Genomic DNA, 18,553 nt, shown 5'->3' with positions numbered 1-18,553 from the left:
TAAGTAACATTTATCTTGTGGAAATGGTGACGAGGGCGACCAGCCACTCGACGGACGGGGACACCCGCCGCCGAGTGACCCGCCTCCTGCTCGAACGCGGCCACGCCACGGCCGCCGACCTCGCGCGGGACCTCGGCATCACCGCCACCGCCACCCGCCGCCATCTCGACGCGATGGAGGCCGAAGGCCAGGTCGAGACCCGCGTGGTCAAGACCTCCGGACGCGGACGGCCCGCCAGGAGCTACCAGCTCACGCCCGCCGCCCGCACCTCCTTCGGCCACACCTACGACGACCTCGCGATGGAGGCGCTCCGCTGGATCCGCCGCTTCGAAGGCGAAGGGGCCGTCAGCGGCTTCGCCGCCGAGCAGGTCGCGCGCCTGGAGGCCCGATGCCGGGCCGCCCTGGACGCGGTCGACGCGGACGATCCGATGGCGAGGGCGCAGGCGCTGGCCTCTGCCATGTCGAGCGAGGGCTACGCCGCCACGGCGTCGGTCATCGCCTCCGGCGGGCAGATCTGCCAGCACCACTGCCCGGTGGCGGGCGTGGCCGCGGAGTTCCCGCAGCTGTGCGAGGCGGAGACCAGGGTGATCAGCCGCCTGCTGGGCGTCCACGTCCAGCGCCTGGCGACGATCGCCAACGGGGACGGGGTGTGCACCACCCATGTCCCCGGCTCGAACCGCGGCCGCAAGGCCGCACACGGCGCCGGGGGACGCGGACCGATCCCGCTGCCCGCCCCCGAGCGCGCGCAGACCGACAACCCGACAGGTCGAAGGTGAGACTTCAGATGACCGACACGCAGAAGAGCGAACCCCTGAGCCAGGAGGAGGCCCTCGCCTCCCTGGAGCGGTACGAGTACGGCTGGGCCGACTCCGACGCCGCCGGGGCGAACGCGCGGCGCGGCCTGACCGAGGAGGTCGTCCGCGACATCTCCGCGCGCAAGAACGAGCCCGAATGGATGCTCGACCTGCGCCTCAAGGGCCTCAAGCTGTTCGGCCGCAAGCCCATGCCGAACTGGGGCGCCGACCTCTCGGGCATCGACTTCGACAACATCAAGTACTACGTCGAGGCGTCCGAGAAGCAGGCCGAGTCCTGGGAGGACCTGCCCGAGGACATCAAGAAGACCTACGACAAGCTGGGCATCCCCGAGGCCGAGCGCCAGCAGCTCGTCTCCGGCGTGGCCGCCCAGTACGAGTCCACGGTGCTCTACCACTCCATCCGCGAGGACCTGGAGCAGCAGGGCGTCGTCTTCATGGACACCGACACCGGCCTCAAGGAGCACCCGGAGATCTTCAAGGAGTACTTCGGCTCCGTGATCCCGGTGGGCGACAACAAGTTCGCGGCGCTCAACACCGCGACCTGGTCGGGCGGCTCGTTCATCTACGTCCCCAAGGGCGTCCACGTGGACATCCCGCTCCAGGCCTACTTCCGGATCAACACCGAGAACATGGGCCAGTTCGAGCGCACGCTCATCATCGCCGACGAGGGCTCGTTCGTGCACTACATCGAGGGCTGCACCGCCCCCGTGTACTCCTCGGACTCGCTGCACTCCGCGGTCGTGGAGATCATCGTGAAGAAGGACGCCCGCGTCCGGTACACCACGATCCAGAACTGGTCCTCGAACGTGTACAACCTGGTCACCAAGCGCGCGGTCGCCGAGCAGGGCGCCACCATGGAGTGGGTCGACGGCAACCTCGGCTCGAAGGTCACCATGAAGTACCCGGCCGTGGTCATGGTCGGCGAGCACGCCAAGGGCGAGGTCCTGTCGGTCGCCATGGCCGGCGAGGGCCAGCACCAGGACACCGGCGCGAAGATGACGCACGCCGCGCCGCACACCTCCTCGACCATCGTGTCGAAGTCGATCTCCCGCGGCGGCGGGCGCACCTCCTACCGCGGCCTGGTCCAGGTCGACGAGGGCTCCCACCACGCGAAGTCCACCGTCAAGTGCGACGCGCTCCTGGTCGACACCATCTCGCGCTCCGACACGTACCCGTACGTCGACATCCGCGAGGACGACGTCGACATGGGCCACGAGGCCACGGTCTCCAAGATCGGCGAGGACCAGATGTTCTACCTCATGAGCCGCGGGCTCACCGAGGACGAGGCGGCCGCGATGATCGTGCGCGGCTTCATCGAGCCGATCGCCAAGGAGCTGCCGATGGAGTACGCCCTGGAGCTGAACCGCCTGATCGAACTCCAGATGGAAGGCGCGGTCGGTTAAGCGACCCGGCCCGGAGACTAGGAACCAGAGTTTTCTATGAGCATTGAAGTGGCGCCCAAGCCGCACACCCACGGCCTCGGCGAGGTGCCCCCGAAGACGAAGTCGCAGCTCCTGCGCTCGTTCGACCCGGAGGAGTTCCCGGAGCTGAACGGCCGCGAGGAGGACTGGCGGTACACGCCCGTCAAGCGCCTCGCCGGGCTCGACGCGACCGGCACCGCCCCGGCGGCCAAGGCCGCCGAGTACGCCGTGCGCAACCTGCCCGAAGGGGTCACCGCCCAGGCCGTCGGCAAGGACGACCGGCGGCTCGGCTCGATCCTGACCCCGTTCGACCGCCCCAGCGCGGTCGCGTGGTCCAAGACCGAGAAGGCCCTCCTCGTGTCCGTCGCGCCCGAGACCGCCGTGTCCGAGCCCGTCTGGATCGACGTCACCGGCGGCGGCCTCGACGGCGCCACCTGGGCCCACACCTACATCGAGATCGGCCGCCACGCCGACGCGACGCTGATCGTGCGCCACACCGGCGCCGCCCGCCTCGGCGACAACGTGGAGATCTCGGTCGCCGACGGCGCGCACCTGCGCCTGGTCGTCCTCGCCGAATGGGACCGCGAGTCCACCCACGTCGAGCACCAGAAGGCCCGCCTCGGCACCGACGCGAAGCTCGACCACATCGCCGTCACGCTCGGCGGCGACCTGGTCCGCCAGTACCTGTCGGTCGACTACGCCGGCCGCGGCGGCTCCGTCGACGCCTACGGCCTGTACTTCGCCGACACCGGCCAGCACCTGGAGCAGCGCCAGCTCGTGGACCACTCCGTCCCCGACTGCCGCTCGAACGTCAACTACCGCGGCGCGCTCCAGGGCGACACCGCGCGCACCGTCTGGGTCGGCGACATCCTCATCCAGGACGCCGCCACCGGCACCGACACGTACGAGATCAACCGCAACCTCGTCCTCTCCGACGGCGCCCGCGCCGTCTCGGTCCCCAACCTGGAGATCGAGACCGGCGAGATCGCCGGCGCCGGCCACGCGTCCACGACCGGCCGCTTCGACGAGGAGCACCTGTTCTACCTCCAGTCCCGCGGCATCCCCGAGGCCGAGGCCCGCCGCCTCGTCGTCAAGGGCTTCTTCAACGAGATCGTCGCCAAGGTCCCCGACGAGGCCCTCCGCGAGGAGCTCACCGAACTCGTCGTCGCCCGCCTGGACGCAGGAGCCGCGGCCAAATGACCGATCCCGACTTCCTGCGCGTGTGCGCGCTCGACGACCTGCCGGAGTCCGAGCCCGTCGCGGCCGACATCCACGGCACGTCGATCGTGCTCGTGCGCAAGTCAGACGAGGTGTTCGCCCTCTACGACGAGTGCTCCCACGCCGCCGTGGCGCTCTCCGAAGGCGACATCGACGACTGCTCGATCGAGTGCTGGCTGCACGGGTCCATGTTCGACCTGCGCACCGGCAAGCCGTCCGGGCCGCCCGCCACCGCGCCCGTCCCGACCTACCCGGTCGAGCTGCGCGACGGCGACGTCTACCTCAGCCTGAAGCCCAAGACCACCGAAAACGCCTAGAGGAAACCTGTAGCAATGAGCAAGCTTGAGATCCGCGACCTGCACGTCTCGGTCAACACCGACGAGGGCGCCAAGCCGATCCTGCACGGCGTCGACCTGACCATCAACTCCGGGGAGACCCACGCCATCATGGGCCCCAACGGGTCCGGCAAGTCGACCCTGGCCTACTCGCTGGCCGGGCACCCGAAGTACGAGATCACCGGCGGCACGGTCCTCCTCGACGGCGACGACGTCCTCGCCATGACCGTCGACGAGCGCGCCCGCGCCGGACTCTTCCTCGCCATGCAGTACCCGGTCGAGGTCCCCGGCGTCAGCGTCTCCAACTTCCTGCGCACCGCCAAGACCGCGGTCGACGGCGAGGCCCCCAAGCTCCGCACCTGGATGAAGGACCTCAAGGGCGCCATGGCCGAGCTGAAGATGGACGAGGCGTTCATCAACCGCAACGTCAACGAGGGCTTCTCCGGCGGCGAGAAGAAGCGCCACGAGATCGTCCAGATGGAGCTCCTCAAGCCCAAGTTCGCGATCCTCGACGAGACCGACTCCGGCCTCGACGTCGACGCCCTCCGCGTCGTCTCCGAAGGCATCAACCACGCCAAGGAGACCACCGACTCCGGCGTCCTCCTCATCACCCACTACACCCGCATCCTGCGGTACGTGAAGCCCGACTTCGTGCACGTCTTCGTCGACGGCCGGATCGCCGAAGAAGGCGGCCCCGAACTCGCCGAGAAGCTCGAAGCCGAAGGCTACGAGTCCTACGTCGGCACGAAGGCCGCCTAGACCAGGAGGAGCCCGTGGAGGCTGTCACCAAGCTCGACGTCGAAGCCGTCCGCGCCGACTTCCCGATCCTCAAACGCATGATCGGGGACAAGCAGCTCGCCTACCTGGACTCCGCTGCGACCTCGCAGAAGCCCGTCCAGGTCGTCGACGCCATGCGCCGGTTCACCGACCACTCGAACGCGAACATCTCGCGCTCGGTCCACACCCTCGGCGCCGAGGCGACCGAGGCCTACGAGGGCGCCCGCGCCCGGGTCGCCGCCTTCATCGGCGCCCCCAGCGCCGACGAAGTGGTGTTCACCAAGAACTCCACCGAGGCCATCAACCTGCTCGCCTACGCGTTCCAGAACGCCGCGCTCGACCCGCACGCCGACCCGAGACTCCGCCTCGCCCCCGGCGACGAGATCGTCGTGACCGAGATGGAGCACCACGCGAACCTGATCCCGTGGCAGCAGCTCGCCCAGCGCACCGGCGCCGTCCTCAAATGGATCGGCATCACCGACCACGGCCGCCTCGACCTCGAATCGGTCCCCGACGTCATCACCGAACGCACCAAGCTCGTGTCGTTCACGCACGTCGCGAACCTGCTCGGCACCGTCAACCCGACCTCGCAGATCACCGCCCGCGCCCGCGAAGTCGGGGCGCTGGTCGGCCTCGACGCCTCCCAGTCCGTCCCGCACCTCCCCGTGAACGTCGCCGAACTCGGGGTCGACTTCATCGCCTTCACCGGACACAAGATGCTCGGGCCCACCGGCATCGGCGTCCTCTGGGCGAAAGCGGACCTCCTCGACGCCATGCCGCCGTTCCTCACGGGCGGCTCCATGATCAAGACCGTCACCATGGAGAAGACGACCTTCGCCGACGCGCCCGCCAAGTTCGAGGCCGGCACGCCGCCGATCGCCGAAGCCGTGGGCCTCGCCGCCGCCGTCGACTACCTCGACGCGCTCGGCATGGAGAACGTCCGCGCCCACGAGAAGGAACTCGCCGGGTACATGCTGGAGCACCTGGAGACCGTCGACGGCCTCCAGATCATCGGACCCCGCGTCCCGATCGGCCGCTCCGCCACCGTCTCCTTCACGCTCGAAGGCGTCCACCCGCACGACGTCGGCCAGGTCCTCGACGCCGAGGCCGTCGCCGTCCGCGTCGGACACCACTGCGCCAAACCCACCTGCGACCGCTTCGGCGTCAACGCCACCACCCGCGCCTCCGCGTACGTGTACAACACGCACGAGGAAATAGACCGGCTCGTGGACGCGTTGGGCAAGGTGCGAAAGGTGTTCACCTGATGAATCTCGACGAGCTGTACCAGGAAGTCATCCTGGACCACTACAAGCACCCGCGCGGCGCCGGCCTGCGCGAACCCTACGAGGGCGAGTCGCACCAGGTCAACCCGACCTGCGGCGACGAGATCACCCTCCGGGTCCACGTCGACGGCGACAAGGTCGCCGACGTCTCCTACGAGAACGTCGGCTGCTCGATCTCCAAGGCCTCCGCCTCCGTCCTCTACGAGCTCGTCAGCGGCGCCACCGTCGACGACGCGCTGGCCCGCCTGGCCGAGTTCACCGAGCTCATGAACTCCAAGGGCCAGGGCGAGGGCGACGAGGAGACCCTGGAGGACGCCGTCGCGTTCGCGGGCGTCTCGAAGTACCCGATGCGCGTCAAGTGCGCGCTCCTGGGCTGGATGGCGTTCAAGGACGCCCTGGTCCGCGCCGAAGCGGCCTCGACCTCCGGAAGGACCGACGCATGACCGACACTGTCAAGGCCAAAGAGGACGACATCCTCGAAGCCATGAAGGACGTCGTCGACCCCGAGCTGGGCATCAACGTGGTCGACCTCGGCCTCATCTACGGCGTGCACGTGGACGAGACCAACGTCGTCACCCTCGACATGACCCTGACCTCGGCGGCCTGCCCGCTGACCGACGTCATCGAGGACCAGTCCCGCTCCGCCCTGTGCTCCGGCGCCGAAGGCGGCCTCGCCTCCGACCTGCGGATCAACTGGGTGTGGATCCCGCCGTGGGGCCCGGACAAGATCACCGACGACGGCCGCGACCAGCTCCGGGCACTTGGCTTCAACGTCTAGAGCCCGCCCGGCCCCCGGCGGGGGCCGGATCGTCGAGATCGAGCCCGAGCGCCTCAGGCGCTGGGTCGAGAACTTCGCCGCGAGGAACGGCGGCATCGCCGCCCACCACGCCGAAGGCAACGCCTGGACGATCGAATCGAACGAGGGGACGTCGGCCGGTGTCCGATGGGCACTGGCCGACGGCCTCCCCGCGGGCTGGCTCCTCGACGGCGACCCGCTCACCGCCGCCGAGCGCCTGAGCGCCTACGCCCTCGAACCGCGGCGCATCGCCGTGCTCCTCGCCCGCAAGGGCGCCTACTCGGTCGGCGTCCTCGACGACGGCCGCATCGAGGCCTCCAAGACCGGCACCGCCTACGTCCAGGGCAAGACCAAGGCGGGCGGCCAGTCCCAGCAGCGCTTCGCCCGCCGCCGCGAGGGCCAGGCCCACGCCGCCGAGAAGCGCGCCCGCGACGCGGCCTTCGCCGTCCTCGGCAGCGCCCGCTTCGACTCCCTCGTCACCGGCGGCGTCGTGGACGGCATCCTCGAAGACCCCCGCCTCGCCCATCTCAAACCGGCGGCCCACTTCGGCGACATCGCCGAACCCAAGCAGTCCCTCCTCACCGAGACCGCCTACCGCGCCATAGCCTTCCGCGTCCGCGTCGTCCCGGGCGGCGCCGACTTACACTGAGGCCGTCCCGCCCCCTCCACGAAGGACGCCGCCATCAGCACCTCACCCGCCCGCGCCCTCGTCCTCGCGGCCGCGATCCAACTGGTCCGCTTCGGCCTCATCGTCGGCGCCATCGAGATCGCCCCCGACCTCGGCATCGGCGGCTGGTACACGGGCCTGTTCGCCAACGCCGTGTGCGCCGCCTTTGCCGTCGGGGTCGTCACTTGGCTGAAGCTGTGGAAGCACTCGGGCCTGCTCGTCCTCTGGAAGTCCAAGAGGGCCGCGCTCCTGCTGCTCCCCTTCGCGATCGAGGCCCTGGTCTGGCTCGCCTACCCCGGCGGCTTCGTGTCCCAGGCCCCCGGGGTCGGCCTGTGGGCCCTGACGCTTCTCCTCGTCGGCGTCAACGAGGAGCTCACCTCGCGCGTCGCGGTCCTCCAGACCCTCCGCACGGCCTTCTCCTCCACCTGGGCCGTCGTGCTCTCCGGCGTCATGTTCGGCCTCCAGCACCTCTCGCTCCTCGCCACCGGCAGCCCCTCCACCGAGGACCTCCTCACCATCCTCGTGCTCACCGGTGTCTACGGCTTCGCCCTGGGCGCCTACCAGTTCCGCTTCGCCTGGGTCCTCCCGCTCGTCCTCTGCCACGCCGCCAGCGACTTCACCCAGATCCTCACCACCGAGCCCGTCCCCTTCGCGATGCACGTCGCCATCGCCCTCGCCCTCCTCGCCTACGGCGTCTGGCTCCTCAAAGGCCGCAGGGAAGCCCCGACCGGCGCGCCCCTGATCCCGCCGCGCTAAGCTCACTGAAACGACTGTTTCAGTAAGGAGTGATGCGATGGCCGACTCCACAGGTTTCTCACTCTCGGGGCGCACCGCCCTCGTGACCGGCTCCGTGCGCGGGCTCGGACTCGAAATGGCCCGCAGCCTCGCGGCCGCGGGCGCGCGCGTGGCGGTCAACGGCCGGGACCCGGCCACGGTCGAACCCGTCGTGGCGGGCCTGCGGGACGAGGGCCTCGACGTCGTCGCCGCGCCGTTCGACGTGACCGACCAGGACGCCGCCGGGCGCGCGCTCGACCGCCTCGGCCCGGTCGACGTGCTCGTCAACAACGTCGGCCACCGCGACCGCCGCGGCCTCGACGAGGTGACCCCGGCCGAGCTCGCCCGCATGATCGACGTCCACCTCGTCTCGGCCTACGCCCTCGCCCAGCGGGTGGCCGCGGGCCTGGCCGAGCGCGGCGGCCCCGGCAGGATCATCAACGTCTCCTCGGTCATCGGCCAGCTCGGCCGCGTCGGCGACGTCGCCTACGCCACCGCCAAAGCGGGCCTCGACGGCCTCACCCGCGCCCTCGCCGCCGACCTCGGCCCCACCGGCACCACCGTCAACGCCGTCGCCCCGGGCCCCTTCGCCACCGAGGTCAACGCCGCCCTCGTGGCCGACCCCGCCTGGTCCCAGTGGATCCGCACCCGCACCGCCCTCGGCCGCTGGGGCCGTCCCCCCGAAATCGCTGGCGCCGTCGTCTTCCTCGCCAGCGACGCCGCCTCCTTCATCACCGGCCAGACCCTCGCGGTGGACGGCGGCGTCACCGCCATCCTCTGACCCCCGCCGGTCGCGGCGCCACGCCACCGCGACCGGCGGACCGGTTGACGCTGCTGACCGCTGACGCCAGGCTGCTGAGTCTTGGCCGGGACTTCATCGCCGACTCGACCGTGTAGGTCACTCCAGGGCGAGGTCGACCAGGCGTTCGGCGTGGAGGCGGGTGGAGTCGAAGACCGGGACCGGGCTGTCGGCGTCGTCCACAAGGAGGGTGATCTCCGTGCAGCCGTAGATGATCCCCTCGCAGCCGCGGGCGGCGAGGCGGGTCATGACGCGGCGGTACTCGTCCCGGGAGTCGGGGTTCACGACGCCGAGGGTGAGCTCGTCGTAGATGACGCCGTGGACGGCGTCGCGGTCGTCCGCGGGCGGGACGAGGACCTCGATGCCGTGCGCGGCCATGCGCTCGGTGTAGAACCCCATCTCCATCGTGAACCTGGTGGCGAGGAGGCCGACCCGGGTGGCCCCCGCGGCGCGGACGCGGTCGGCGGTGGCGTCGACGAGGTGGGCGAACGGGACCGCGACGGCCGCTTCGATGCGGTCGGCGACGAGGTGCATCGTGTTGGTGCACAGGCCGATGAGGTCGGCGCCGCCGCGTTCGAGGGCCGCGGCCGCGTCGGCGAGGAGCTTCCCGGCGCCGTCCCAGTCCCCGTCGCGCTGCATCGCCTCGACCTCCGCGAAGTCGACGGTGACCATGAGGCTGCGGGCGTTGTGCTGGCCGCCGAGGCGGTTCCTGACGTCCTCGTTGACGAGCCGGTAGTACTCGGCGGACGACTCCCAGGACATGCCGCCGATGAGTCCGATGGTGCGCATCGCCCCATTGTGCCCCGGCACGCGAAGGCCGCCCCGGCGACGCCGGGGCGGCCTCCTCGCGGTGCGGTCAGGCGGCGGCGAAGGTGAGGGCTGTGGACCAGCCTCCTTGGATCTGGTCCTGGACCTTCATGTGGAGCAGTTGGAACGCTTCGAGCGCGCGGGCGTGCTTGAGGGCGCCGACGTCGATCGGGCGCAGGTCGCCGTCGAGGCAGAGCTGGACGACGGTCTGCTTGGCGTCCGGGTCGTCGGCCGCGACGAAGACGTCGAGGCGGACGGTCTCGGCGAGGCGCGAGGCGAAGGTCGTGTTGAACGCCTTGACGACCCGCGCGCCGGGCGCGGCCGCGGCGATCTCCTCTGCGGCGGACTTCCCCTCGGGCGTGACGAGCCCGTCGAAGGTGCTGAAGTCGACCGGGTTGCAGATGTCGATCACGGTCTTGCCCGCGAGGTCCCCGGCCCACATCTCGGCGACCTGCTTGCTGCCCTCGTACGGCGTCGCCAGGACGATGACCTCGGCCCCGGCGGCGCTGTCGAGCGGTTCGCCCGCGGCGCTGTCGCCGAGTTCGGCGGCCAGGTCGGCGGCCTTGTCGGGCTCGCGGTCGGCGATGCGCACCCGGTGCCCGCCGCGCACGAGGCGCAGCCCGATGCCGCGCGCCATGTTGCCCGAGCCCACGATCAGGACTTCCATGCGTGTCTCCTCCTCTTGTCGTCCGGTAGGGACGTCCAGGCGGGGTGTCAGGGGGCGGTTTCGGCGCGCACTTCGCACGCCTTCGCGTCGTCGTCCATGGGCGGCTTCGCGCCGCGCAGCGTCAGGTTCGGCAGGAACAGGGTCAGCACGATCGTGACGGCGGCGATGGCCGCCGCGACGACGAACACGAGGTCCAGGCCGTCGGTGAACGCCTGCCGCACGACGAGCCGCACGGGCTCGGGCAGGTGCGCGACCACCGTGGGGGACTCCATGACCGCGGACAGGTCGGTCTTCCCGAACCCGGCGGCCTCCTGCGGCGAGAGCTTCGCGAGCGCCCCGGGCAGGTTCGCGGCGAGCTCGTCGTTCAGTTTCGTGGTCATGACGGCGCCGAGCACGGCCGTGCCGATCGCGCCGCCGAGCGAGCGGGCGAAGTTGTTGGTGCTGGTGCCCGCGCCGAGGTCCTCGATCCGCACGATGTTCTGCATCGCGAGCACCAAGGGCTGCATGAACATGCCCATGCCGATGCCCAGGACCAGCAGGTACAGGCTCGACAGCCACAGCGGCGTCTCGACGTGGAGCTGCGTGAACAGCCCGAGCCCGGTGGTGATGACGATCGACCCGGCGACGAGGAACCACTTGTACCGCCCGATCCGCGAGATCACGAACCCCGACGACACCGACGTGAGCACCATCCCGGCCATCATCGGGATCATGAGCAGGCCCGACGCGGTGGGGGAGTAGCCGCGGACCATCTGGAAGAACAGCGGGATGTACACGATCCCCGAGAACATGCCGACGCCGAAGATCAGGGCGATGACGCTCGCGAGCGCGAACGTCCCCTGCCGGAACATCCGCAGCGGCAGGATCGGCTCCTCCGCGCGCGTCTCCACGATGACGAACACGACCGCGAGGACCGCCGAGGCCGCGAACAGCCCGATGATCACGCCGGAGTCCCACGCGTAGTCGTCGCCGCCCCACGTGACGGCGAGCAGCAGGCACACCACGGCCGGGACGAGGCACGCCGCGCCGAGGTAGTCGATGCGCCGCGGCCGGGTCGGGAACGAGTGGCGGCGCAGCACCTGGTCCACGGCGATCATCGCGGCGAGGCCCAGCGGCAGGTTGATGTAGAAGATCCAGCGCCAGTCCACTTCGGAGAGCCACCCGCCGAGCACGGGCCCGGCGACCGAGGAGATCCCGAAGACCGCCCCGAAGAACCCCTGGTACTTGCCCCTCTCGCGCGGTGACACCACGTCGGAGACGACGGTGAACGCGAGCGAGATGAGCCCGCCGCCGCCGAGGCCCTGGAGACCGCGGAAGATGATGAGCTGGAGCATGTTCTGCGACAGGCCCGCGAGCGCCGAGGCGACGAGGAAGATGACGATCGCGACGAGGATGACCGGCCGCCGCCCGTACAGGTCCGACAGCTTCCCGTACAGCGGCGTCGAGGCGGTGGTCGCGATGAGGTACGCGGTGACGACCCACGTGTAGTCGCCCATCCCGTCGAGGTCCCCGACGATCGTGGGCAGCGCGGTCCCGACGATGGTCTGGTCGAGCGAGGCCAGCAGCATCGTGAGCATGAGCGCCCCGAAGAGCGTGTACAGCTCGCTCCTGCTCATCCCCGCCGCGCTCGGCCGTTCCGCCATACGAGCGAGCGTATGGCCCGCCTCCGCGGAGGCGGGGCGGAATCGGCCTATTGGGGTTTCTTGTCGACGGCCCAGGAGCCGGCGGGGACGATGATGTGGCCGACCTGGGCTTCCTGGTCGGTGTGGTTGACGATGAAGCGCCAGGGGCCGCGGTCGACCACGTCGAGGCCGGGGCCGCCGGGGCCGGCGAGTTCGAGCTCCTCGAAGAGGCGGTCCCAGGCGTCGTCGGCGAGTTTGCAGGAGACGTACCAGGCCTCGCCCTCGCCGAAGGGGTTGACGGTGACGGCGGGCTGGCCCTCGACGAGGTCGCCGGTGGCGTACTGGGTGACGCACTGGGCGCCGCGCAGCTCCACGAGTTCGCAGAACCGCTCGGCGGCGCCGAAGTTCCACAGGGCGCGGCGCTCCCCGGCGGGCTGGGGGAGGTGCTCGGTGACGCGGACGCCGAACAGGTCGGTGAGGCCGCCGAGGTACCCGTCGAGCCACACCTGGCAGTGCTCGTCCACGGCGCCGGTGAGGTAGGAGGCGACGAGCCGCCCGCCCCCGGCGGTGAACCAGCGGAGGTTCTCGGCGGCGGCCTTGGAGAGCACGTACGTGGTCGGGGCGATCACCGTGGCGTACTTGGAGAGGTCGCCCTCGGGGGAGGCGAAGTCGGCGACGACGCCCCGGTCGCGCAGGACGCGGTGGATCTGGGCGACGTTCTCCAGGTAGTCGACGGGCGCGGGCAGGTGCGCCCCGGACGTGGCCCACCACGACTCGGGGCTCCACAGGACCGCGACCGTCGCGTCGACGGGCTCGCCGACGGTGTGCGCGATGCCCGGGAGGGTGTTGCCGAACTCGGTGACCTCGCGGAACATGCGGGTGTTCTTGCCCGCGTGGGGGAGGAGCGCGGAGTGCCACTGCTCGGCGCCGCCGCGCCCGGCGCGCCACTGGAAGAACATGGCGCCCTTGGAGCCGCGGCTGATGTGGACCATGGAGTGGCGGGCCATGCGCCCGGGGGTCTTGGCGACGGCGCCGTCCTTGGAGTGGACGGTGGCCGCGGCCTGCTCCATGAGGAGCCAGTCGCCCCCGGCCCAGGACCGGGACAGGTCGGCGTGGAGGGCGCTCTGCTGCTCGGCGCGCTCGTCGGGGTGGGAGGGGTAGGAGTCGAACGCGACGAGGTCCACCTCCGGGGCCCACTTCCACGGGTCGACCGGGACCCATTGGCCGAACACGAAGTTCGTGGTGATCGGGACCTCGGGGTTCGCCTCGCGCAGGAGGTCGCGCTGCTCCTTGTAGTGCTCCAGCATGGCGTCGGAGGTGAACCGCTTGAAGTCGAGCTCGTGGGCGGGGTTGGCGAGGTACTGGGTGGCGCGCGGGGCGAGGACCTGGTCCCATTCCCCGTAGTGCTGGCTCCAGAACGAGCCCCACCACGCGGCGTTGAGCGCCTCCAGCGTGCCGTACTTCGCTTCGAGCCAGACGCGGAACGCCCGCTCGGCGTGCTCGGAGTAGGAGGTCGAACCGTACTCGTTGTGGACGTGCCACATGGCGAGCGCGGGGTGCTCGGCGTACCGCTCGGCGAGGGCGGCGGCGATGCGCCGGGACGCCTCCCGGTAGGCGGGCGCGCAGACGTCGTAGGTGTCGCGCGATCCGTGGACCTGCCGGACCCCGTCGGCGCGCACGTTGAGCGCGTCGGGGTGGGCGAGGGTGAACCACGGCGGCGGGGAGGCGGTCGGGGTCGCGAGGTTGACACGGATGCCCCCGGCGTGGAGCTTGTCCAGGACCGTGTCGAGCCACGCGAAGTCGTACTCGCCTTCGCGCGGCTCCAGCCGCGCCCAGGAGAACACGCCGACGGTGACGAGGTTGACCCCGGCCTCGCGCATGAGGAGGACGTCGTCGTCCCAGACCTCCTCGGGCCACTGCTCGGGGTTGTAGTCGCCGCCGTAGCTCAGGCCGTCGAGACCTCGGGGCCAGTCCATGGGTCCTCCACGCGCGCAAAAGGGGGGCCAGTTAGTTGTCAAACAAAACTAACTGGCTTCGGGTGTTTTGCCCAGCCTAATGCGAGTGGACCACGCGACAGGTTCCGGTCGGTGCCCGCGCGCCGCTACTGCGACGCGGTCTGGAGCGCCTGGAAGCGCTCGAAGCGCAGCCGCTCGGGCCACGTGTCGTCGAGCGGCGGGAGCTGCGCGGGGTCGACGCCGATCGCCCACGCCAGCAGCAGGTCCGCGAGCTTCGGGTTGCGGGCCAGGCCCGGCCCGTGCATGTACGTGCCGATGACGTGCCCGGCCCAGGCGCCCTCGGTCGCGCCGTCGTTGCCGACGCCCGCGGTGACCCGCGCGAGCGGCTGCACGGCCTCGCCGAGGTGGGTGCGCCCGCCGTGGTTCTCGAACCCGGTGATCGGGCCGATGCCCAGCTGCGGGTGGGCGTCGCCCGCGATCTCGCCGACGGCCCGCGAGGGGCCCCGGTCCGAGCGCAGGTCGAGGATGTTCAGGCCCTCGTAGGCGCGGCCGTTCGCGTAGAACGAGGAGCCGAGGAGCTGGTAGCCCGCGCAGATCGCGAGGATCGGCTTCCCGGCCTCGGCGGCGCGGCTGAGCGCGCCGTCCTGGAGGAGCCGGTCGGCCGCGACGGCCTGCGGGCCGTCCTCGCCGCCGCCGATGAGGTACATGTCCGCGGTGTGCGGGATGTGCTGGTCCGAGCGGATCTGCATGGGCTCCACGTCGATCCCGCGGGCGCGGGCCCGGTGGGCCAGCACGAGGAGGTTCCCCCGGTCCCCGTAGGTCGACAGGAGGTCGGGGTAGAGCCAGACGATGCGCAGGGTGCTGATTGCCACGGTCGGTCGCTCTCTTCTCGCTAGTTGACCCGGTTGAATTCGGCGCGGATGTCCTGGAACGCCGTGTAGTTCGCGACGACCTCCACCGGGCCCGGCGGCACCGCCGCGATGGCCGCCCGGATGTCGTCCACCACCAGGAAGTCGACCCCGTCGACCTCCAGGCGCACGGCCAGGTCGGTGCGGCGGTCGCCCGTGACGACGACCTTGCGGCCCGCCAGGGACGTGAAGTCCACGTCGTAGATCCACGACGTGTCGAAGCCGTCGACCTCGCGGGCGTTCAGCGACAGGACCACCGGCGGCACCGGGTCGATCATGTCGAACGACTCCAGCCAGCCCGCCGGGTTCTTCGCCAGCAGCAGCCGCAGGTGCCGCCCGTCCCGCTCGACCTTCGCGTACCGGCCCGCGACCGACGCGACCTCCGACAACCGCGGCGCCGCCAGCGCCGGGTCCACCCCGAACAGGCTCGCCACCGCCAGCGCGGTCGCCGCGTTCGCGCGGTTCACCCGGCCCGGGAGCTGGAGGTTCAGCTCGTAGCGGCGCCCGTCCGGGCCCACCACGGCCTCGCCCTGGTGGGCGACCGACCACTGCGGGCTCGGCCGGTTCAGGCCGCAGTTCGTGCAGCGCCAGAACTCGCCGAAGCGGTCCAGGTGCGCGCCGCAGTTCGGGCAGATCGCCGAGTCCGCGGTCCAGCTCTGGCCCGCCGCGACCCACACCACGCGCGGGCACACCGACGCGGCCCACACGATGAGCGGGTCGTCGGCGTTCGCGACGATCGTGGTCTGCGCGGCCGACGCCTGGAGGGTCTGGCGCCACTTCGCGGCGAGCGCGGTCACCTCCATGGCCCGGTCCAGCTGGTCCCGGGAGAGGTTGAGCAGCGCCACGACCTTCGGGCTGGCCGCGTCCAGCAGCTGCCCCAGGTAGTGCTCGTCGCATTCGAGGGTCGCGTACTCGGCCTTCGGGGCCTTCGCGAGCGCCGTCGTGTGCCCGGTGGGCATGTTCGCGCCGAACGAGTTGGTGGCGACCTTCCCGATCGACTCCAGCGCGGCCGTGGTGAACCGCGTGGTCGTGGTCTTGCCGTTGGTGCCGGAGATCAACACGACGTGCCGCCCCTCGGCGAGGAGTTCGAGCAGCCGGGGTTCGACGATCAACCCGACCCGGCCGCCGATCACCGAACCGTCGCCCCGGCCCGTGGCGCGCGACAGCGCCGCCGCGGTCCTGAGGAGCGTGGTGGCGAATTTCGCGCGTGGGGTCAGATTCGCGCTCATGCGGGCTCGCTTTCGGCTTGAACGGACTCGGCGACTGTTGAGAAGAGTTTGTCACACGACTCGGCGAACCCGTGACGAGCGGCGGTGAAGCGTGAGGCGTCCCGCCCCAGGGGCGCCCGGCCGCCGCCGCCCTCCACTGTGACCGATCGGGGACGGCCCGTGCGCGAGGTCGGCGACGCAGCGTGCGCCCTGCGTCGCGCAGCGTCGGATCGCCTGCGTCCCAGGCCACTCGAACGAGTGAACAGTGAGTGAAACTCGCCTTTCGCGCCCCCTGTTGCGCAAGCGTCACTCCACTCCCCTCCACCACCCCTGACCAGCCCCGACGCCGCGCCCAACACGGATGCCACGCGGAAACAACCCCCAAAGGTGGGGGAGAGTGGAGTAAGGTGGGGCGCAATGGCGGGGCAGGTGACCCGCCGGAGCGGTCGGGGAGGCCGCGCAGTCTGAGAGTCACGGGGGGTGGCGCCGATGTTCCTCGGCACCCATACCCCGCGCCTGGACGACAAGGGCCGCGTCATCCTTCCCGCCAAATTCCGGGAAGGACTGGCGGAAGGAGTCGTGATCACCAAGGGCCAGGAGCGGTGCCTCTACGTGTTCCCCGAAGCGGAGTTCACCCGCATCGCCGAGAACCTCCAGCAGGCCCCCATGTCCAGCAAGACCGCGCGCGCCTACAGCCGCGTGTTCTTCGCCTCGGCCCACGACGAGATCCCCGACAAGCAGGGCCGCGTCACCATCCCGCAGCGGCTCCGCGACTACGCCGGACTCGACCGCGACCTGGTCGTCATCGGCGCCTCCAACCGGGTCGAGATCTGGAACGCCCCGACCTGGGACGAGTACCTGGAGGCCTCCGAAGAGGCCTTCGCCGACATCGAAGAGGGCGACCTGCCCGAAGGAATGTGAGAAGGAGGTGAGCGCAGTGTCCGACGCCCCGCACGTCCCCGTCATGCTCGACGAGGTCCTGGAGTACCTCGCGCCCGCCGCGTCCCGGCCCGGCGCGCTCGCAGTCGACGCCACCCTCGGCGCCGGCGGCCACACCGAGGCCCTCCTCACCGCGCACCCCGGACTCACCGTCATCGGCGTCGACCGCGACCCCAGCGCCCTCGACCTCGCGTCCAAGCGCCTCGCCGGCTTCGGCGACCGCTTCCTCCCGGCCCGCGCCGTCTACGACGCGATCCCCGACGTGCTGCGCGACAACGGCTTCAAGGCCCTCGACGCGGTCCTGTTCGACCTCGGCGTCTCCTCGATGCAGCTCGACCAGCGCGAACGCGGCTTCGCCTACAGCCAGGACGCGCCCCTCGACATGCGCATGAACCCCGACGACGACCTCACCGCCGCGACCGTCGTCAACACCTACGAGCCCGGCGAACTCGTCAGGATCCTGCGCACCTACGGCGAGGAGAAGTTCGCCACCCGCGTCGTCTCCGCCATCGTCAAGGCCCGCGCCCAGGCCCCGATCACCACCACCGGCGTCCTCGCCGAACTCGTCAAGGACGCCATCCCGCAAGCGGGCAAGCGCACCGGCGGGAACCCCGCGAAGCGCACCTTCCAGGCGCTCCGCATCGAGGTCAACGGCGAACTCGACACCTGGGAGCGGGCCCTGCCCGCCGCCCTCGACCACATGAACCCGGGCGGCCGCGTCGTCGTCCTCTCCTACCACTCCCTCGAAGACCGCATCACCAAGCAGGAACTGGCCAAGCGCGCCAGATCCAACAGCCCCGCCGGACTGCCCGTCGACCTCCCCGGCACCGAGCCCAGCTTTCGACTCCTCACGAAGAAGGCCCAGCAACCGACCCAGACCGAACTCGACCGGAACCCGCGATCGGCGCCCGCCCGGCTCCGCGCGGCCGAACGCATCGCACCGTCCACAGGAGCAGGAGGCGCAACATGAGCGACCAGTACCGTCGCGCTCAGGCCGACCCCGAGGAGATCATCAAGGCCGCCCGCCGCCGGGCCCGCGCCGCGTCCTCGCGGCGCCGCGGCCTCGTCGGCGACCCCTCCGACGCTCCCGTGTTCGAGGGGAACCTCGCGGTCCAGCCCGCGCCCGTCGAAGCCCCGGCCGCGAACCCGGTCGAAGCGCCGACCCGCGCCCCGGCCGCGCCGCAGCGCGAGACCGTCGTCATCCCGCGGACGAAGACCAGCGAGCGCACCTCCGCGAAGCCGGCCCCCGAGCCGGTCGAGGTGCCCCGCCCGGCGTTCGTCGGCGGCATCGTCGGCCTCGTCGTCGCCGGCATCGTCGGCCTGCTGCTGCTCAACTCGGTCATCAACGAGGACGCCTACCACCTCCAGGACCTGCGGAGCCAGGGCGGCGACCTCGACCAGACCGAGCAGGCGCTGGCCGACGAGCTGACGAACCTGAACTCGCCGAACAACCTCCAGGCCGAGGCGACCCGCTTCGGCATGGTGCACCCCGAGAAGGTGACGTTCCTGTACCTCCCCGGCGGGGAGACCATCGAGATGCCCTGGAACGAGGAGTAGGGAGT

20 protein-coding genes are annotated in these 18,553 nt (G+C 70.9%); 14 read left to right on the top strand and 6 right to left on the bottom strand.

What is annotated here, in order from left to right:
* Nucleotides 1-23: 23 nt before the first annotated feature.
* The 11 genes from ACFFXY_RS17155 to ACFFXY_RS17105 all read left to right on the top strand — a co-directional run bounded on the left by ACFFXY_RS17155 (nucleotide 24) and on the right by ACFFXY_RS17105 (nucleotide 8,867).
* Nucleotides 24-776 (top strand): helix-turn-helix transcriptional regulator, encoded by a 753-nt coding sequence (locus tag ACFFXY_RS17155; protein ID WP_382353077.1) that lies wholly within the window; start codon nucleotides 24-26, stop codon nucleotides 774-776.
* Between the two features lie 8 nt (nucleotides 777-784).
* Complete coding sequence (gene sufB / locus ACFFXY_RS17150) at nucleotides 785-2,218, top strand: Fe-S cluster assembly protein SufB (protein ID WP_382353074.1); 1,434 nt, start codon at nucleotides 785-787, stop codon at nucleotides 2,216-2,218.
* Nucleotides 2,219-2,254: 36 nt separating this feature from the next.
* Nucleotides 2,255-3,436, top strand: coding sequence for a Fe-S cluster assembly protein SufD (gene sufD, locus ACFFXY_RS17145; RefSeq protein ID WP_382353071.1), 1,182 nt, complete (start codon nucleotides 2,255-2,257; stop codon nucleotides 3,434-3,436).
* Complete coding sequence (locus tag ACFFXY_RS17140; RefSeq protein WP_382353068.1) at nucleotides 3,433-3,771, top strand: non-heme iron oxygenase ferredoxin subunit; 339 nt, start codon at nucleotides 3,433-3,435, stop codon at nucleotides 3,769-3,771. Before sufD ends, ACFFXY_RS17140 begins: the two co-directional genes overlap by 4 nt.
* Before the next feature lie 15 nt (nucleotides 3,772-3,786).
* Nucleotides 3,787-4,548 (top strand): Fe-S cluster assembly ATPase SufC, encoded by a 762-nt coding sequence (gene sufC, locus ACFFXY_RS17135; RefSeq protein WP_382353065.1) that lies wholly within the window; start codon nucleotides 3,787-3,789, stop codon nucleotides 4,546-4,548.
* A 14-nt stretch (nucleotides 4,549-4,562) separates the two neighbouring features.
* Entirely contained in the window at nucleotides 4,563-5,831 is a 1,269-nt protein-coding gene (locus ACFFXY_RS17130) for a cysteine desulfurase (protein ID WP_382353062.1), read from the top strand.
* Complete coding sequence (gene sufU / locus ACFFXY_RS17125; RefSeq protein WP_359951517.1) at nucleotides 5,831-6,292, top strand: Fe-S cluster assembly sulfur transfer protein SufU; 462 nt, start codon at nucleotides 5,831-5,833, stop codon at nucleotides 6,290-6,292. The genes ACFFXY_RS17130 and sufU overlap by 1 nt, the downstream gene beginning before the upstream one ends.
* Nucleotides 6,289-6,627 carry a metal-sulfur cluster assembly factor gene (locus ACFFXY_RS17120; protein ID WP_382353059.1) on the top strand — a complete coding sequence of 113 codons (339 nt, stop codon included), beginning with the start codon at nucleotides 6,289-6,291 and terminating at the stop codon, nucleotides 6,625-6,627. The genes sufU and ACFFXY_RS17120 overlap by 4 nt, the downstream gene beginning before the upstream one ends.
* Nucleotides 6,611-7,294 carry an acVLRF1 family peptidyl-tRNA hydrolase gene (locus ACFFXY_RS17115; RefSeq protein ID WP_382353056.1) on the top strand — a complete coding sequence of 228 codons (684 nt, stop codon included), beginning with the start codon at nucleotides 6,611-6,613 and terminating at the stop codon, nucleotides 7,292-7,294. Before ACFFXY_RS17120 ends, ACFFXY_RS17115 begins: the two co-directional genes overlap by 17 nt.
* Nucleotides 7,295-7,465: 171 nt before the next feature.
* On the top strand, nucleotides 7,466-8,068 hold the full coding sequence (locus ACFFXY_RS17110) for a CPBP family intramembrane glutamic endopeptidase (protein ID WP_382353053.1): 603 nt from the start codon (nucleotides 7,466-7,468) through the stop codon (nucleotides 8,066-8,068).
* Nucleotides 8,069-8,105: 37 nt separating this feature from the next.
* Complete coding sequence (locus ACFFXY_RS17105; protein WP_382353050.1) at nucleotides 8,106-8,867, top strand: SDR family oxidoreductase; 762 nt, start codon at nucleotides 8,106-8,108, stop codon at nucleotides 8,865-8,867.
* Nucleotides 8,868-8,984: 117 nt separating this feature from the next.
* Here the strand turns inward: ACFFXY_RS17105 and ACFFXY_RS17100 are convergent, their stop codons facing one another.
* The 6 genes from ACFFXY_RS17100 to ACFFXY_RS17075 form a co-directional block, all read right to left on the bottom strand.
* Nucleotides 8,985-9,674, bottom strand: a complete 690-nt coding sequence (locus ACFFXY_RS17100) for an aspartate/glutamate racemase family protein (protein ID WP_382353047.1) — start codon at nucleotides 9,672-9,674, stop codon at nucleotides 8,985-8,987.
* Between the two features lie 67 nt (nucleotides 9,675-9,741).
* Nucleotides 9,742-10,359, bottom strand: coding sequence for an NADPH-dependent F420 reductase (locus ACFFXY_RS17095; protein ID WP_382353045.1), 618 nt, complete (start codon nucleotides 10,357-10,359; stop codon nucleotides 9,742-9,744).
* A 47-nt stretch (nucleotides 10,360-10,406) separates the two neighbouring features.
* Nucleotides 10,407-12,002, bottom strand: coding sequence for an MDR family MFS transporter (locus ACFFXY_RS17090; RefSeq protein ID WP_382353042.1), 1,596 nt, complete (start codon nucleotides 12,000-12,002; stop codon nucleotides 10,407-10,409).
* Nucleotides 12,003-12,049: 47 nt separating this feature from the next.
* Entirely contained in the window at nucleotides 12,050-13,957 is a 1,908-nt protein-coding gene (locus tag ACFFXY_RS17085) for a beta-galactosidase (protein WP_382353039.1), read from the bottom strand.
* 125 nt (nucleotides 13,958-14,082) lie between these two features.
* Nucleotides 14,083-14,808, bottom strand: coding sequence for a type 1 glutamine amidotransferase (locus ACFFXY_RS17080; RefSeq protein ID WP_382353036.1), 726 nt, complete (start codon nucleotides 14,806-14,808; stop codon nucleotides 14,083-14,085).
* Nucleotides 14,809-14,828: 20 nt separating this feature from the next.
* Entirely contained in the window at nucleotides 14,829-16,073 is a 1,245-nt protein-coding gene (locus ACFFXY_RS17075) for a Mur ligase family protein (RefSeq protein ID WP_359951497.1), read from the bottom strand.
* 468 nt (nucleotides 16,074-16,541) lie between these two features.
* Between ACFFXY_RS17075 and mraZ the strand changes: the two genes are divergently transcribed.
* Genes mraZ through ftsL form a run of 3 tightly spaced genes read left to right on the top strand, consistent with a single transcriptional unit; the run spans nucleotide 16,542 to nucleotide 18,548 of the window.
* Nucleotides 16,542-16,973 (top strand): division/cell wall cluster transcriptional repressor MraZ, encoded by a 432-nt coding sequence (gene mraZ, locus ACFFXY_RS17070; protein ID WP_106364785.1) that lies wholly within the window; start codon nucleotides 16,542-16,544, stop codon nucleotides 16,971-16,973.
* Nucleotides 16,974-17,016: 43 nt separating this feature from the next.
* Nucleotides 17,017-17,961, top strand: coding sequence for a 16S rRNA (cytosine(1402)-N(4))-methyltransferase RsmH (gene rsmH / locus ACFFXY_RS17065; protein ID WP_382355474.1), 945 nt, complete (start codon nucleotides 17,017-17,019; stop codon nucleotides 17,959-17,961).
* Nucleotides 17,958-18,548 carry a cell division protein FtsL gene (gene ftsL, locus ACFFXY_RS17060; protein ID WP_382353033.1) on the top strand — a complete coding sequence of 197 codons (591 nt, stop codon included), beginning with the start codon at nucleotides 17,958-17,960 and terminating at the stop codon, nucleotides 18,546-18,548. The genes rsmH and ftsL overlap by 4 nt, the downstream gene beginning before the upstream one ends.
* Nucleotides 18,549-18,553 lie beyond the last annotated feature (5 nt).

This window comes from Glycomyces mayteni, assembly GCF_042428885.1.
GTDB lineage: Bacteria > Actinomycetota > Actinomycetes > Mycobacteriales > Micromonosporaceae > Glycomyces > Glycomyces mayteni.
The sequence above is the reverse complement of the archived record's forward strand: the minus strand, read 5'-3'. Positions and strand labels throughout refer to the sequence as shown.